This window comes from Marixanthomonas ophiurae, from assembly GCF_003413745.1.
In the GTDB taxonomy this organism is placed as follows: domain Bacteria; phylum Bacteroidota; class Bacteroidia; order Flavobacteriales; family Flavobacteriaceae; genus Marixanthomonas; species Marixanthomonas ophiurae.
Genome location: NZ_QVID01000002.1, coordinates 305,177 through 320,312, shown reverse-complemented (window position 1 = coordinate 320,312; position 15,136 = coordinate 305,177). Strand labels below are relative to the sequence as shown.

Genomic DNA, 15,136 nt, shown 5'->3' with positions numbered 1-15,136 from the left:
TTGGTTAGTAAAGTATAAAAGTAAGAAACCTTTTTATGAAAACTAACTTAAATTAACCTCATATTCATGGACTTTGTAGGTCATATTTAAAGACGTTATTGAAATTTCATCATCCGTTTAATCCATTTCAATTTTCTATTCGTATGAGGATAGTATTTTATGGGCAATTCTAACCAAGTAGGTTTATCGAGAATACTTTTGTAGTGTGTAAAACAGTCAAAACCTGCTTTGCCGTGGTAGTTACCTATTCCACTTTGCCCTACACCACCGAAAGGCAGTTTAGGATTAGAAATATGCATTACCGCGTCATTTATTGCTCCACCACCAAATGAAACTTCGTTCAGAATTTTTCTTTTTGTTTTTTTATTATTGGTGAAAACATAGCATGATAAAGGCTTCGGAAATTTTCGTACCTCGGTAATTACCTCATCTATATTATCATAACCAATCACTGGTAAAATAGGGCCGAAAATCTCTTCTTGCATAACTGGATCTTCAAATGAAACATTTTGAAGTATCGTCGGTTGTATGTAGCGTTTTTCTTTTTCCATGTTCCCGCCATAATACACTTGATCTTGTTTTATCAAGCTATTGAGCCGATCAAAATTATCATCATTAATAATCTGAACGTAATTATGGTTCTCAAATTGGAATTGCTCTTCTTCAATTTCGGCTTTTGCCAGTTCTAAAAACTCTTCCCTAACCTTTTCATGTACCATAACATAATCTGGAGCAATACAGGTTTGGCCCGCGTTTAAAAACTTAGCCCACATCATGCGTTTTACAGTCATTTTCAAGTTACAATCTTCTGTCACAAAGGCTGGACTTTTTCCACCCATTTCTAGGGTTACTGGTATTAGATTTTCAGCTGCAGCTTTATAAACGATCTTCCCTACTTTGGTGCTGCCAGTGAAAAATATTTTATCGAAGTTTTGCTTTAAAAGTTCCGTAGTTTCAGAAACGCCACCTTCAATTACTTTAAACACATTGGGATCAAAATTTCCATTAACCAATTTAGCCATCACCTCACTTGTTTTTGAAGGCAACTCACTAGGTTTTAAAATAACGGTATTTCCTGCTGCTAAGGCTGCTACAACAGGTGCAAAAGAAAGTTGATACGGATAGTTCCAAGCGCCAATTACTAAGCAAACACCTAATGGTTCAGGAATTATGTAACTGTTGGCTGGAAAGTTTAATAAATTAGTAGAAACTCGTTTTCTTCGAGACCATTTCTTTATATTGCGTTTAGCTTCTTTTATATCGCTGTACAACAAAGCCAGTTCGCTTACATAGGTGTCAAATTCAGATTTTTTGAAGTCTGTGTAGATAGCTTCATTTAGAAGCGTTTCATTTTCTTTTAAAACAGCCTGTAGAGTGTCAAGCTGTTTAATTCTAAAAGATGTATTTTTTGTAGTTTGGGTATTGAAAAAAGCTTTTTGTTGGTCTACAAATTGTTTCATAAGAAGTATTACGGTTTCTGAAAAAGTTCAAGATAAATAAACTTATTTCAGAATTTTCATAACAACTTGCTAAATCAACCCTTTTCTCTGTTTAAAACACGGTATTCTTCATAACATTCACTGATAGCGTCCAATATTTGAAGATCGCTAGCTGTTTTTATAAAACTTTCAGAATAGCTGCAATTGTTTAATATTTCATCAATATCAACGCGTTCTAACTGTAATACAGCCATTAAAGTTTCCCTATCATATTTACTAGCTAACAGGTTTCTAATTTCATCATCTTGCTTCATTTTACGAAGCTTCTGCATCTGTTTAGGTCGTTTTCCAAAGACATTGTAAAGAAAATCTGCTGGATTAAAAATAGCACTCAACACTTTGTTTACAGCTCCTGGCTGCCTATTTCCCCCTTCATAACCAGAACTTAAACCCGAAATACGGTATCTGTAATTATCATAGATTGGAATTATCTTAGCATCCACCTCAACATAACCGGTAAGTTGTACTGGTTTTACCACAACTTCTTCAAGTGCAATACCTAATTCAGTCATTTTCACTTTAATATCACCAAATTTTAACCAGTCATTTGTTACCCGCACTCGAATCGATTTGTAGCCTAGATAACTAAAATACAAAGTATCGTTCACTTTAGCGCGAATAGAGAAATCACCTTCTTTATCGGTTGTTGTCCCTATAACTTCATTCAGGTTTACAATATTTACATTCTCCAAAGGGTCATCTGTTGCACTGCTAAGAACTTTACCTTTAATTGGGGTATCATCCTGTGAAAATGCAATAGTGGGAACTAAACAAAGTAATAAAAGTAAAAAGTGTCTTTTCATAGCAATTGTAACAAATTTACATAAATAGACGACAAATCTGTGCCAAAGTTTCAAAAGGGGATTAATTTATTTGTTAATTACGTCTTCTGCGTTTTCCTCCGGTACCTTTTCCTGAAGGTCGTTCATTACTTCTTCTGCGGCTTTTTCCTTTAAATTTTGATCCACCACCATCAAAGCTTTTTCCTCCTCGCTTACCTTTACTTCGGCCTTTACCGCCAATTCTTCCGCCTCCTTTTTTACGTCCGTCTTTGCTAATTTCTACTGAAATATTACGACCGTCTAATTTAAAGTCGTTGAAAATATTCAATACCAACTCTTGGTGCTTTTTATCGGTATTGAAAAAGGAGAAAGAGTCTTTAACATCTACACGGAATACATCGTCCTGACCTAAACTAAGTAAATCTTTCAATAAATCTTTCAGACTCATCCAGTTAAAGTCATCACGCCCACCAATGTTAATAAAGTATCGAACACTGTCCTCGCTATTACCTACCGATGTATCACCTACAGCTGAGTTTAAATCTTTCTCGTTCTTATAATAGTTATAAAAACGGGTAAACTCTACGGAAAATACTTTCTTAATTAACTCTTCTTTACTGAAGTCTTCAAGAACCTCATTAATATTTGGAAGATACGCATCTATCTCGTGATTAACCTCTGTGTTTTTTATACTGCTAGCCAAATGAAACAATTGCGTTTCGCAAATTTCCATTCCGCTTGGAACTTCTTTTTTAGTGAAATTTCTCTGAATAATTTTTTCAATGCTCTTAATCTTTCTAAGCTCACTTTTTGAAACAATCACAATAGAAACACCACTCTTACCAGCACGACCTGTACGACCGCTACGGTGTGTATACGTTTCAATTTCATCAGGTAATTGGTAGTTTATTACGTGTGTAATATCGTCTACATCAATACCACGAGCAGCAACATCGGTCGCAACTAGCATTTGTATTTGACGCGTACGGAATGATTTCATGACTAAATCACGCTGATTCTGACTCAAATCTCCGTGTATTGCAGCAGCATTATAACCATCTTCAATAAGCTTTTCAGCTACTTTTTGGGTATCACGCTTGGTACGGCAAAATACTACTGAAAAGATATCAGGATTCGCATCAGCCAAACGCTTTAGTGCTAAATATCGGTCTCTTGCGTTTACCAAATAATATTCGTGTGATACATTTTCGGTACCTACATTTCTACTTCCTACGGTAATTTCAACCGGGCTATGCATAAACTTTTTAGCAATTTTTGCTACGTCCTTCGGCATCGTTGCACTAAAAAGCCACGTGCTTTTATCTTTTGGTGAGTGTGAAAGAATTTCAGTAATGTCTTCATAGAAACCCATGTTCAACATTTCATCAGCCTCATCTAGAACACAATACTCAATTTTTGAAATATCGATCATACCTCGACCAATCATATCTTTCATTCTACCAGGAGTAGCAACGATAATTTGGGCCCCTTTTTTAATTTGGCGTGCTTGATCACTAATGCTTGCTCCACCATAGACAGCAACCACATTAAGTCCTTTTTTATGCTTTCCGTAGCTTTCTATCTCTTTTGTAATTTGTAAACAAAGCTCACGGGTAGGCGAAAGGATAAGTCCTTGTGTCGTGCGGCTTTCAATTTGTATTTTTTGAAGCATTGGGAATCCAAATGCTGCAGTCTTACCGGTTCCGGTTTGTGCTAAGGAAACAATATCGGTTTCCTTTTGAAGTAAAATTGGGATTGTTTTTTCTTGTACGTCTGATGGAGTTTCAAAACCCATATCAGAAATAGCCTGAAGTAAGTTATCTTCAAGGCCTAATTCTTTAAATGTAGCCATAAAATGGTTTAAAATGTTTGCGTGTTGGTTGGAAGCAAACGACTATTAAACCTTGGGCTTCACTTCAACACAAACCCTCACCCTGAGGATTTTTTGAAGCGGCAAAGATAGTATTAACTATTAACTTAAATGCATTTTTAAGAAGTTATTTTCAATTTTGAAAAATAGCAGCAAATAACTCAGTATCATTCTCTAAGGTATTCAATAAGTTGTCGCATTGCTTTTCCTCGATGACCTATTTCACTTTTTTGAGTTAGTTTCATCTCAGCAAAGGTTTCATTATACCCATTAGGTTTAAAAATTGGATCGTATCCAAACCCACTGTTTCCTTTTTTTTCTATGGTGATATCTCCTTCGCAAATTCCTAAAAAAAGTACTTCGGAATGATTTAAAGTTAATGCTATTGCTGTTTTAAACCGAGCAGAACGGTCTTCCTTTCCTTCCAGGTTTTTTAAAAGTTTTTCAATGTTCGCTTCTGAACTTTTATCCTCACCAGCATACCGTGCACTATAAACTCCCGGTTCACCATCCAATGATGCAACTTCTAAACCCGTGTCGTCTGCAAAGCAATTTAAGTCATAATTGTCTCGCACGTAATTGGCTTTTAAAATAGCATTGCCTTCAATAGTATCTGCTGTTTCAGGAATTTCTTCGTTACAACCAATATCGGTTAAGCTTAATATCTCTATATGATGCGGAAGTAAGGCTTTTACTTCTTTTAATTTATTCTTGTTGTGGGTAGCGAAAACTAGTCTCATTGTTATGTTTCAGGTTTTAAGTTTCAGGCTAAGGATTATTTTTCCAGCATCTAGCATCTAGCATCTAGCATCTAGCATCTAGCATCTAATTTACTGCTTTTTCTGTTCTTGATACCTTTTAATTATTTCTTCGGAACTTTTTAGAGTGTTCTTTGTCCATAGTAACTCAATTTCATACTTTTCTTCTTTAGAAAGTTGCCAATCAATATCACTTTGTTTAAGTCGCGTTACCACATCTTGTAAAATAATGGCTGCGGAAACCGAAATATTCAGGCTTTCCGTAAAACCATACATCGGTATTTTCAAATACCCATCCGCATTATTTAAAACCGTATCGCTTAACCCTTCGCGTTCTTTTCCGAAGAAAAAAGCGCTTTTTTTGGTTACATCAAACTCATGTAAAATAGTCGATTCGTTATGTGGCGTAGTGGCAATAAGTTGGTAGTCCTGACTTTTCAGGTTTTCCATACAACTTGCAATAGAATCGTACCGGTTTAAACTCACCCACTTCTGGGCGCCCATTGCAATTTCTCGATCCACTCGCTTACCCAGTTTCTCTTCCACAACATGCAAGTCTTGAATGCCAAACACATCGCAGGTTCGCATCACGGCACTCGTATTATGCAGTTGATATACATCTTCAGTCACCACAGTAAAATGTCGAGTTCGCTTAGCCAACACCTCTTTAAAAAGTTCTTGGCGCCTATCGGTAATATGGTTTTGTAGGTATTTTAAAAGCTGAGAATCCAATAGAAATAAGTATTTTTAAAAAAACGAAGATATAAAAAATAGATCAATGAATATTGTAGTCTTAACTGGCGCCGGAGTAAGTGCAGAAAGTGGAATTAATACATTTAGGGATAGTAATGGTTTATGGGAAAACCATGATATTATGGAAGTGGCCTCCCCCGAGGGTTTCGCCAAAAACCCTGAGTTGGTATTAGATTTTTATAATAAACGAAGAAAACAATTGCTAGAAGTACAGCCCAACGCAGCTCACAAAGCACTGGTTGATTTGGAGAAAAACCACGAAGTAACCATCATAACCCAAAATGTAGACGATTTACACGAACGGGCAGGAAGCACTAACGTGGTTCACCTGCATGGCGAATTGCTGAAAGTACACAGTACTGGAAACGAAACCACGGTTTTAGATTGGAAAAAAGACCTCAACCTTGGTGATTGTTGCGATGAAAACCACCAACTTCGTCCGCACGTGGTTTGGTTTGGTGAAATGGTCCCGATGATGGACGAAGCAATGCATTATGTAAGTAAAGCAGATGTTATAATTATCGTGGGTACATCTATGCAAGTATATCCTGCTGCGGGATTGCTTCAATTTGCTTCAGATAACGTGCCTGTGTTTTTTGTTGATCCTAATCCTTCTATTTCTTCATCTGAACGCATTTCTGTTTTTGCCGAAAAAGCATCTACAGGAGTTCCAAAAGTAATTGCCGAGATTGAAAAATTAGCTGGCTCATGAGTGATTCTGGATTATTACAGCAACTCTCTTACACAAAAGCATACCGAAAAAACCGATTAGATGCTGCGCATTGGGTAATTGTACATCCTGAAACCTTTGGCGAGCTACTCACATACTGTCTTACAGCTAAAGATGAGTTATCATACAAAGCTGCCTGGGTATTGGAATTTGTGTATTTAGAGAAGCCAGAACTCTTACTGCCACATTTAAATTTATTTTTTGAAAAGCTGCCTACCATAACTCGTGATCAAACCCTTAGACCGTTGGCACATATTTGTGAGCTAATTACAATTTCATATTATAAAAAGAAAGAAGAAAAGATAGGTTCTTATTTTTCCGAAGCATATAAAAAAATAATGGTTGAATGTTGTTTCGATTGGTTGATAACCGATAAAAAAATAGCCTGCCAAGCGCGGGCGATGACGGCTTTATTCTACTTAGGAACTGAATTTGAATGGATCCACTCAGAGTTAAAACAAATCATTGAACAAAACATACATCTTGGTAGTGCAGGTTACAAAGCCAGAGGAAAAAATACGATTAAGCAGATTAATACATTTCAGAAAAAAAGACGTGTAAACTGAAGTGAAAATCGACTCTTTAGGTGTTAAAAATTAGTATCTTTGCACCTTTAAATTTCAATCCATGGCTAACAACGCATTACAAGCAATTTCACCAATAGATGGTCGATACGCATCGAAAACGAAAGGTCTTATCCCTTTCTTTTCTGAAGAAGCACTCATAAAATACCGAGTACAGGTAGAAGTTGAATATTTTATCGCTTTGGTAGAACTTCCGCTGCCTCAGTTAAGTGATTTTGACACCTCAAAATTTGAAGCACTTCGGGAGTTATACACCAACTTTTCCACAGAAGATGCTCAAAAAATAAAAGACACAGAAAAAGTAACCAACCACGATGTAAAAGCGGTTGAGTATTTTATAAAAGAAAAGTTTGACGGGTTAGGATTGGAAAAATCTAAAGAGTTTATCCACTTTGGTTTAACATCGCAAGACATAAACAACACAGCTATTCCATTGTCTTTAAAAGAAGCGATGAACGAGGTGTATGTGCCTTTATTGCTTGATGTGAAAAAGAAGCTTAAAGAGTTGGCTGAAAACTGGGCAAACATCCCAATGTTAGCGCGTACACACGGTCAACCGGCCTCCCCCACTCGTCTAGGGAAAGAAATTGACGTTTTTGTAACTCGGATAGAAGAACAATTCGATTTGCTTGATAATATTAAAAGTGCTGCTAAATTTGGTGGCGCTACAGGAAATTTCAATGCTCATAAAGTTGCGTATCCTTCTGTAGACTGGAAAGCGTTTGGACAAAATTTTGTGCAATCCAAATTAGGATTACACCACTCCTTCCCTACCACGCAAATTGAGCATTATGACCATATGGCGGCTTTGTTTGATTGTTTAAAAAGAATCAACAACATTTTAATCGATCTGGATCGTGATATTTGGAGTTACGTTTCCATGGATTACTTTAAGCAAAAAATTAAAAAAGGCGAAGTAGGCTCTTCGGCTATGCCACATAAAGTAAACCCAATCGATTTTGAAAATAGTGAAGGAAATTTAGGGATTGCCAATGCAATTTTTGAACATCTTTCAGCTAAATTACCTATTAGTCGCTTGCAACGTGATTTAACCGATAGTACGGTTTTACGAAACATTGGTGTACCGATTGGACATACTTTAATCGGTTTTCAATCTACGTTAAAAGGATTGAATAAGTTATTGTTAAATGAACCCAAGTTTAAGGAAGATTTAGAAAAAAACTGGGCCGTAGTAGCCGAAGCCATTCAAACTATTTTACGAAGAGAAGGGTATGCAAACCCTTATGAGGCACTAAAAGGTTTAACCAGAACCAACGAAGCCATCACAAAACAATCAATGGCCGATTTTATTGAAACCTTGGAAGTTTCCGAAGCGGTTAAAGAAGAAATGCGAGTCATAACGCCTTCAAATTATACAGGAATTTAATTACCAAACAATGTAACATAAAAAAAGCTTCAGAAATTATCTGAAGCTTTTTTTATGGAATGTAGGTAGTGCGTTTTACTTTTTAGTAGCAGAACTATCAGTTCCCATACTTAAGATATCTCCTATTCCACTCAATTGGTCTATGTTAATATCACCGTTGTCAATAGAGTTCATTAATTTCATCATTTTATCAGGACGCATCTTGTCGCCTAACAATCTGAATACGGCAAAACCGCGTTCTTCGTCACTAGCAAAGACAATAAGTTCGTCAATAGCATCTTCTTCTCCAATGTATTTTAACGTAGCGCCACGATTGTTAGAGCCCATTTTAAGGAGGGTTTTGTACTTTTCTTCTGCAAGAATAGACTTCACCTTGTCTTTTTCAGTTTGGTAATCAGTGGTGTTCTCTCCTTTTAAAGGATACGCAACAACGTTTATCTTCTTTACGGTTGCCAGAATATCCTTTTCTTCTTGTGTAAGGTTGTTATTTTCATTTTGCAACAAACTGGTGGCTAAATCCACTTTTAAGAATTTATCGTCATCCTGTTTATCAACTAAATATTGTTGTAAGGATTCTGAGTTGTCGCAAGAAAATAGTGCAAGGCTCGCTAAGGTAATACCTAATATATATTTTGCTAGTGTCATAATTATTATTTTTTATCGTCAAGGTTTTTTAATGCATCGCTTCCAGGAACGTTTAGGTCTTTAGTGAGTTTCGATACCTTTTTAAGATCTATATCTCCGGTAATGCTCATAATTACAGTACGTTCTTTCCCATCAAGATTTCCGGTAAGGTGCATCAATAATTCGCTCACGTGATTCGAGTTTTTGCCTTCTTTTGAATAAAACTTGATGTTTTTACCATCATCTTTTACCCGCATTAGCTCAGAAAGGCTAGAATTCCCTGAAGTATACTTTGAAACTGCATCGTTCATTTTTGAAGCAACGGAAACATTTTCAGTAGTAAATATCTTGATGTTATCCAAGTTGTTTATCAAATCTAGGTATTCTTTTACCTCGGGATCATTGGAATCAAAATCCATTTTACTAAGGAGTTTGAACATATTTTTGGTAGCAACAAAGGAGGTTACATCCTTTTCATCTTCGAAGATATCGAATGCTTTTTGCGCCGAAGCGAAAAAAGGTACTGCTATTAAAGCAATTAAAATAAGTGACTTTTTCATTTTTATATAGTTAAGGGTTATTTTAAAATTTTGTTTTTTGTTTGTGTAAATGTTGATATATAACTGAGTTCTTCGGCTCCTTGGTTAAAGTTTTGAGACATCATTTGCATCGCTTCTTTTGTTTTTTCAAACGCGATTAATGCTTCTTGTTCTTCTTGCGTTAGTTGTGTTTCAGAAAACACAAATCCAGCTACACCAATGGCAATTACTACTGAAGCTGCAACACCATACCACCATCTTCTTACTGTAAATTGTTTTTCTGCTACCTGTACATCTCGTTTAGAAACCTCTTTCTTGGCAAGAGTAAAACCATCAAACATAGGTTTGTAAGCTGCTAAATGAGGAGCTACTTCGTTTTGAGCAAAATAGTCTCGCAAAATAGCTTCTTCAGCAAGGCTGGTATTGCCTTCAAAATAGGCATCTAGTAATTTTTCTATTCTAGCTAATTCCATAATTGTGTTTTTTAATCAATTCTTCTCGCACCGCTTTTCTGGCTCGGGATAAATTTACGCGCACTGCTGTTTCGGTACTATCCAACATTTTTGCGATTTCTGAAAATTCAAACTGTTCTACATCTCGCAGCTGCAATATAATACGTTGTTGTTCAGGTAAGGTTTCCATTATTCTAAAAACCAATTGTACCCCATCATTTGCTTCAATCTTCTTTTCTATATTTTCTGAAGTCTTATAATTGCTATGTACAATCTTTAAATTAGAAGCCTGTTTCGATTTTAACCGATCTAGACAATAATTTTTTGTCATGGTCACGGCAAACGCTTCTGGGTTTTTATAGTTTGAAATTTTATTTCTTCCTTTCCATAATTTCAAATACACTTCTTGTACTGCATCTTCAGCTTCATCGCCCGAAACAAGAATTCGCTTTGCAAGACGATACAGTTTATCCTTAAAAGGAAGCACGGTTGCTATAAATTCTTTTTGTTTCATTTTTTGGTGGTTGTTAGAAAGCTTTGTTATGGCTCTCTATAATTACGACGAACAACTATAACTTTTGTTACATTTTTATTTCTGAAACAATAAAACTACAAGTAAACAGTAGATATATTATATTTGATTCAGAAAATGATTCTAAACCCGTAATTTTCATATTTACAATATTGTAAGTATTTTAGGGTTATTAGACTAAATAAAACAAAAACCCCAACACCTTGAAAAAGAAACTTATACTGCTTTTATTGATCACCACTGGTTTATTTACTTCTTGTTTTGAAGATTCAGATGACAACCCACGTACTGCTTCAGAATTAGAAATTCAGAATTTCATTTATCGCGGCCTCAATTTTTTCTACCTCTATAAAGCGGACAAACCAGAACTTGCCGATGATGCTTTTTCAAATGAACAAGAACTGAATAACTTTTTAAGTAGTTATGATTCGCCTGAAAGCTTGTTCGATTTTTTAACAGTACCAGAAGACCGATTCAGTATTTTAGTAGATGATTATATAGAGTTGGAAAATTCACTTTCTGGAGTTTCAGAAAGCAATGGAATGGAATATGGTTTAGTACGCTACCCAAACAACCCAACAAATGTATTTGGTTACGTACGCTATGTGTTGCCTAACACCGATGCAGAAAACGCAGGATTACAGCGTGGTGATATTTTTAGCACGATAGATGGTCAACAACTTACTGAAAACAATTTCTCTGAGCTGTTATCCCAAAACTCCTATAGCATTGGTCTAGCTACTTTTAATGGCACAACTGTCACCTCAACCGGCGAAACAGTATCACTAACAAAACAACAATACACCGAAAATCCTGTTTATATAGCAAAAACATTAGACGTTCAAGGTCAAAAAATCGGTTATATAATGTATAATAGCTTTACTAGAGATTTTGATAACGACCTCAATGCTGCTTTTGGCTCTTTACAAGCAGATGGCATAACCGATTTGGTATTAGACCTTCGTTACAATGGGGGTGGCGCTGTAGAAACAGCTGTCGATCTGGCCAGTATGATCACCGGTCAGTTTAATGGGGAACTTTTTTATACCGAACAATGGAATCCAGACCGCCAAGATGAATATGCTGAAAATGGTCTTTTTGATTCATCTATCAGTGATGGAACTGCAACAAATAGTTTACAATTAACCAATGTTTACATTTTAACGACTGGACGGACGGCATCGGCAAGTGAATTGGTCATCAACAGTCTTAATCCTTATATAAATGTAATACAAATTGGACAAAATACGACCGGGAAATTTCAAGCCTCCTTTTTATTATATGATGCTCCTGCACCAGGGTTTAGACGTAGTAATGCAAATCCAAATCACACGTATGCTATGTTACCGTTGGTTTTTAAAACTGCAAACACTGCAGGAAACACCGATTATGTGGATGGATTAACGCCAGACATCGCTATGGATGAAGATTACGCCAATTTAGGCATGTTAGGCGATGTAAACGAACCTTTTTTAGCCACTGCCCTTTCCGAAATCGTGCCTGGTTTTCCTAAACCTGCTTCACGGAATGTTTTTAATGATTTAAAGGAAATATCAAGCAGCAAAGCAAACTCACCTTTATACCAAATTATGTTAGCTGAACACTAAACCAATCAACTCAATACCTTGTCAGGAAAATAAAAAACCGCCTAATTTTACATCAGGCGGCTTGCTAAACAAAAAATGAAACTAATTAATTAGTCATTCTCATAAAATCCGTTTGGACCAACTCCTACGGTATATGTTTCTAATAACATTCCGTCCAAGCTGTATTTAAAAGCTTTGCTGTTTGATGAAAAATCACCGCCATCGCTTATATAAATACCATCTTCTTCCACGTTAAAACCGTACATAACACCGTATTCTGAATTAGATTCATACGTTAATACTGGCTCTGTAGAGATGTCGTTTTCATCAACACCAACACTATACACAGAAGCTCCAGAAGTGAAGTATACTAAATCATCTTCAACCACCAAATTACTGGCTCTTCCTATTTCTGAAGGAACTGCAACCGTATCGGCTATTTCATTGCTAGCGAGGTCTATTTCAAACACCTTAGATTGTACGTCAAATCCGGACGTCAACACGTATAACACCCCATCTTCAACCTTAATGGAATTTGGAGAGTTGTTAGGACCAAGGTCTATAGTCGCTTCAACGGTATTGTTTTGTGCGTTAAAAACAGAAATAGAGTTCCCATCTCCGTAATAACCGTTTGCTATGTATAATTTTCCGTTTTCTTCCAACACTTTTTCAGACCAATTACTAAGGTCAATTCGAGTTGTACTGTAGTCTTGAAGATTGATTACCGTAAAAAAGTCATCATCGCCAGTTGCATAATCACCGGTGTTGGTCACATAAGCAAAGCCATTAGCTACGGCACCATACCGAGGAGCTTCAAAATCACCTGTTACTGTTTCAATGTATTCAAATGTATATCTGTCTAAAACGGTTACACTATTGGCCGATCCTGAAATGATAAACGCACGGGTGTCGTCGAAAAAAATGTTTTGCAAAAAGCTACCTATTTCTTCTGCATCAGGATTGACACTTCTAAAAATATCATTTACCAAAACTCCGTCATCACCTAAAAAGGCGATGGATGCTGTTGCAGGATTTCCATTTCCTTCGTTAAGTATAAACGATCCATTTTCGTAATCTCCTAAAGGAATTTCTTCTTCCTCTTCTTCGGTAATAGGTGCATCATCATCACTGCTACACGATGATAAACTAATGGATACTACTAAAGCTAAAATTAATAGACTTGTTATTTTTTTCATTGCATTTAAAAATTAAGGTTTATATGTAAATTGTAATTTCTTCCGGGCATTGCTCTACTGGCAACACTCTCGTATGCTGTATTCAATAGGTTACGTACTGTAAAACCTAATGTGTAATTTTTATTTTTTCCGAAGGAATAATCCAATCCTACTGTTGATATATTGTAAGCATCAACATTAAACTCAGGATCGTTATCTGAATTGGAAAACACCTCGCCCACGTACAATAATTGATAATACGCTGAAAGTCGATCTAAAGCATATCCAAGCGTAGCCGTCCCTTTGTGATAGGGCACGTAAATTAATTGCTTTTCGGTTTTATCGTTTTTTGAAACCGTGTATGCATAGGTTGCGTTTGCCGAAAAATGATGTTTGCCAATTGTATGGTTCCAACCTAACTGGCTTTCAAGTCCGTAAATCTTTACCCTATCAGTATTTACCGGCATCCAAGCAGAACCATTAGGCAGCCACCTAATCATATCCTGCAACGCATTATAATAGGTGGTGACTCCTATTTCAAAATTTTGAAAGTTGAAGTGGTTTCCTAATTCGGCTTGGTACGAGGTTTCTGGTTTTAAATCTGGGTTCCCGCTTCCTTGCCAGTATAAATCGTTAAACGTCGGTATTCTGAAATTTTTAGAGGTATTTACCTTAATTGTGTAAAAATCGGTTGCTTTAAAACTCGCTCCGGCCGAATACAAAAACGGACTCTCATAGGTATTGGTAATCTCTTTGCGAGCGGTAATTTCATATAAAAATCGATTCGATACTTGATGTTTCAGCAGCAAATTAAAAGCAGTGATATTTCGGGTTTCTTGCTGAATATTGGTTCCTTCGCCTTTATTTTGGGTAAAATCTAGTACGCCATTTACTTGTATGTCTTCAGAAATAGTAAAACCGGCATCGTACTTCGCTACAAAACTTTCTACGTTGGCGGTAGAAAAATTAGACTTCGCTATACTGGGGAAGTATTTATATTCTTCGGTTATGTAAGCAAACTTCAATTTTGAAGTAAAATCAGCATAATTTCCTTTCCATTCCAATAAATTTCGAGTGTTGAAATCCTTATATTTAGTAGGTAATTCCGAGGGGAAAATCAATGAAAAGTGACGCTCACCATCATAAACATAATTATACAAGGTCAGTGAGTTGACTTCATCGATTTTATAGCCAATAGTGGTGTTAACACTTGTATTGTAAAATGATCCGTTTAAATTTTTACCTTCTTTTTCTACATATTCAAAATCATTTTCAGAACCGCTCCGATTAACAGCTATTTTAGTGCTGAATTTATTTGTTACCACTTCCCCAGTATACGTAACAGCATAGGTGTCAAAGCTTCCATAATCTAACGACACCGAGTTCCGGAATCCTTTTTTATAACTTAGCGTGTTAGTTAGATGAATAGTTCCGCCAATGGCACCACTTCCGTAGAGCACGCTTCCACCACCACTTCTTACAGTCAGTTTATCAAATACCGTTGGATTGATGGTGTTAAAATCGGTTTGCCCATTTAATTGCGAATTAATGTTGATACCATTCCAAACGACAGCCGTTTGTTGCGCAGTAGTCCCTCTAAAAGAGGGAGAAGAGACCATTCCGGCCCCGTTTTCTTTAAAATAAATGGTGGTATTGGTGTTCAGTAAATTAGTGAGCGAGGGTTTACTTTTTCGTATAATACTATCGGTAAGGATTGTCGTTTCTTGGGTATTGCTAAAATCTTCCAGCTTAGTGTCGGCTACAATCAGCACTTCCCCTAAATCAATAGGCTTATCTTGTCCATACAATGTAGAGACAAACACAAAAGTTGCTAAAAACAGGAATATAGAATGTTTCATACACCA

15 protein-coding genes are annotated in these 15,136 nt (G+C 36.3%); 4 read left to right on the top strand and 11 right to left on the bottom strand.

The features are described 5' to 3' along the window. Window positions 1-95: 95 nt before the first annotated feature. The 5 genes from DZ858_RS11645 to DZ858_RS11625 all read right to left on the bottom strand — a co-directional run bounded on the left by DZ858_RS11645 (window position 96) and on the right by DZ858_RS11625 (window position 5,641). Window positions 96-1,460 carry an aldehyde dehydrogenase gene (locus DZ858_RS11645; protein WP_117159840.1) on the bottom strand — a complete coding sequence of 455 codons (1,365 nt, stop codon included), beginning with the start codon at window positions 1,458-1,460 and terminating at the stop codon, window positions 96-98. A 74-nt stretch (window positions 1,461-1,534) separates the two neighbouring features. After that, window positions 1,535-2,302, bottom strand: a complete 768-nt coding sequence (locus DZ858_RS11640) for a carboxypeptidase-like regulatory domain-containing protein (protein WP_117159839.1) — start codon at window positions 2,300-2,302, stop codon at window positions 1,535-1,537. A gap of 73 nt (window positions 2,303-2,375) precedes the next feature. Further along, the gene (locus tag DZ858_RS11635) at window positions 2,376-4,133 is read right to left on the bottom strand and encodes a DEAD/DEAH box helicase (protein ID WP_117159838.1); all 1,758 of its coding nucleotides are present in this window, start codon (window positions 4,131-4,133) and stop codon (window positions 2,376-2,378) included. Between the two features lie 185 nt (window positions 4,134-4,318). Next, window positions 4,319-4,891 carry a non-canonical purine NTP diphosphatase gene (locus tag DZ858_RS11630; protein ID WP_117159837.1) on the bottom strand — a complete coding sequence of 191 codons (573 nt, stop codon included), beginning with the start codon at window positions 4,889-4,891 and terminating at the stop codon, window positions 4,319-4,321. 90 nt (window positions 4,892-4,981) lie between these two features. After that, window positions 4,982-5,641, bottom strand: coding sequence for a TrmH family RNA methyltransferase (locus DZ858_RS11625; RefSeq protein ID WP_117159836.1), 660 nt, complete (start codon window positions 5,639-5,641; stop codon window positions 4,982-4,984). A 46-nt stretch (window positions 5,642-5,687) separates the two neighbouring features. On the opposite strand from DZ858_RS11625, the gene DZ858_RS11620 reads away from it, so the two are divergent. From DZ858_RS11620 to purB, 3 genes are all read left to right on the top strand, one after another. Then, complete coding sequence (locus DZ858_RS11620; RefSeq protein ID WP_117159835.1) at window positions 5,688-6,374, top strand: SIR2 family NAD-dependent protein deacylase; 687 nt, start codon at window positions 5,688-5,690, stop codon at window positions 6,372-6,374. Then, on the top strand, window positions 6,371-6,958 hold the full coding sequence (locus DZ858_RS11615) for an adenylosuccinate lyase (RefSeq protein ID WP_117159834.1): 588 nt from the start codon (window positions 6,371-6,373) through the stop codon (window positions 6,956-6,958). The genes DZ858_RS11620 and DZ858_RS11615 overlap by 4 nt, the downstream gene beginning before the upstream one ends. Before the next feature lie 61 nt (window positions 6,959-7,019). Continuing rightward, entirely contained in the window at window positions 7,020-8,363 is a 1,344-nt protein-coding gene (gene purB, locus DZ858_RS11610) for an adenylosuccinate lyase (protein ID WP_117159833.1), read from the top strand. 75 nt (window positions 8,364-8,438) lie between these two features. Here the strand turns inward: purB and DZ858_RS11605 are convergent, their stop codons facing one another. The 4 genes from DZ858_RS11605 to DZ858_RS11590 are packed head-to-tail and all read right to left on the bottom strand — an operon-like array spanning window position 8,439 to window position 10,492. After that, a complete protein-coding gene (locus DZ858_RS11605; protein WP_117159832.1) occupies window positions 8,439-9,008 on the bottom strand; it encodes a DUF4252 domain-containing protein in 570 nt (189 codons plus the stop codon). 5 nt (window positions 9,009-9,013) lie between these two features. Continuing rightward, entirely contained in the window at window positions 9,014-9,547 is a 534-nt protein-coding gene (locus tag DZ858_RS11600) for a DUF4252 domain-containing protein (protein WP_117159831.1), read from the bottom strand. Window positions 9,548-9,564: 17 nt separating this feature from the next. After that, a complete protein-coding gene (locus DZ858_RS11595; RefSeq protein ID WP_117159830.1) occupies window positions 9,565-9,999 on the bottom strand; it encodes a hypothetical protein in 435 nt (144 codons plus the stop codon). Next, complete coding sequence (locus DZ858_RS11590; protein WP_117159829.1) at window positions 9,986-10,492, bottom strand: RNA polymerase sigma factor; 507 nt, start codon at window positions 10,490-10,492, stop codon at window positions 9,986-9,988. Before DZ858_RS11590 ends, DZ858_RS11595 begins: the two co-directional genes overlap by 14 nt. A gap of 221 nt (window positions 10,493-10,713) precedes the next feature. Between DZ858_RS11590 and DZ858_RS11585 the strand changes: the two genes are divergently transcribed. Further along, window positions 10,714-12,117, top strand: coding sequence for a S41 family peptidase (locus DZ858_RS11585; RefSeq protein WP_117159828.1), 1,404 nt, complete (start codon window positions 10,714-10,716; stop codon window positions 12,115-12,117). An 89-nt stretch (window positions 12,118-12,206) separates the two neighbouring features. On the opposite strand, the gene DZ858_RS11580 is transcribed toward DZ858_RS11585, so the two are convergent. Together DZ858_RS11580 and DZ858_RS11575 are read right to left on the bottom strand one after the other, a co-directional pair. Then, complete coding sequence (locus tag DZ858_RS11580) at window positions 12,207-13,292, bottom strand: YncE family protein (RefSeq protein WP_117159827.1); 1,086 nt, start codon at window positions 13,290-13,292, stop codon at window positions 12,207-12,209. 5 nt (window positions 13,293-13,297) lie between these two features. Next, complete coding sequence (locus DZ858_RS11575) at window positions 13,298-15,130, bottom strand: TonB-dependent receptor plug domain-containing protein (protein ID WP_117160427.1); 1,833 nt, start codon at window positions 15,128-15,130, stop codon at window positions 13,298-13,300. Window positions 15,131-15,136 lie beyond the last annotated feature (6 nt).

What these genes read in the sequence shown, in the direction of transcription:
- DZ858_RS11580 (WP_117159827.1), bottom strand. Translation starts at nt 13,292, where the DNA reads ATGAAAAAAATAACAAGTCTATTAATTTTAGCTTTAGTAGTATCCATT.
- DZ858_RS11635 (WP_117159838.1), bottom strand. Translation starts at nt 4,133, where the DNA reads ATGGCTACATTTAAAGAATTAGGCCTTGAAGATAACTTACTTCAGGCT.
- DZ858_RS11645 (WP_117159840.1), bottom strand. Translation starts at nt 1,460, where the DNA reads ATGAAACAATTTGTAGACCAACAAAAAGCTTTTTTCAATACCCAAACT.
- DZ858_RS11600 (WP_117159831.1), bottom strand. Translation starts at nt 9,547, where the DNA reads ATGAAAAAGTCACTTATTTTAATTGCTTTAATAGCAGTACCTTTTTTC.
- DZ858_RS11590 (WP_117159829.1), bottom strand. Translation starts at nt 10,492, where the DNA reads ATGAAACAAAAAGAATTTATAGCAACCGTGCTTCCTTTTAAGGATAAA.
- DZ858_RS11640 (WP_117159839.1), bottom strand. Translation starts at nt 2,302, where the DNA reads ATGAAAAGACACTTTTTACTTTTATTACTTTGTTTAGTTCCCACTATT.
- DZ858_RS11595 (WP_117159830.1), bottom strand. Translation starts at nt 9,999, where the DNA reads ATGGAATTAGCTAGAATAGAAAAATTACTAGATGCCTATTTTGAAGGC.
- purB (WP_117159833.1), top strand. Translation starts at nt 7,020, where the DNA reads ATGGCTAACAACGCATTACAAGCAATTTCACCAATAGATGGTCGATAC.
- DZ858_RS11620 (WP_117159835.1), top strand. Translation starts at nt 5,688, where the DNA reads ATGAATATTGTAGTCTTAACTGGCGCCGGAGTAAGTGCAGAAAGTGGA.
- DZ858_RS11615 (WP_117159834.1), top strand. Translation starts at nt 6,371, where the DNA reads ATGAGTGATTCTGGATTATTACAGCAACTCTCTTACACAAAAGCATAC.
- DZ858_RS11605 (WP_117159832.1), bottom strand. Translation starts at nt 9,008, where the DNA reads ATGACACTAGCAAAATATATATTAGGTATTACCTTAGCGAGCCTTGCA.
- DZ858_RS11630 (WP_117159837.1), bottom strand. Translation starts at nt 4,891, where the DNA reads ATGAGACTAGTTTTCGCTACCCACAACAAGAATAAATTAAAAGAAGTA.
- DZ858_RS11575 (WP_117160427.1), bottom strand. Translation starts at nt 15,130, where the DNA reads ATGAAACATTCTATATTCCTGTTTTTAGCAACTTTTGTGTTTGTCTCT.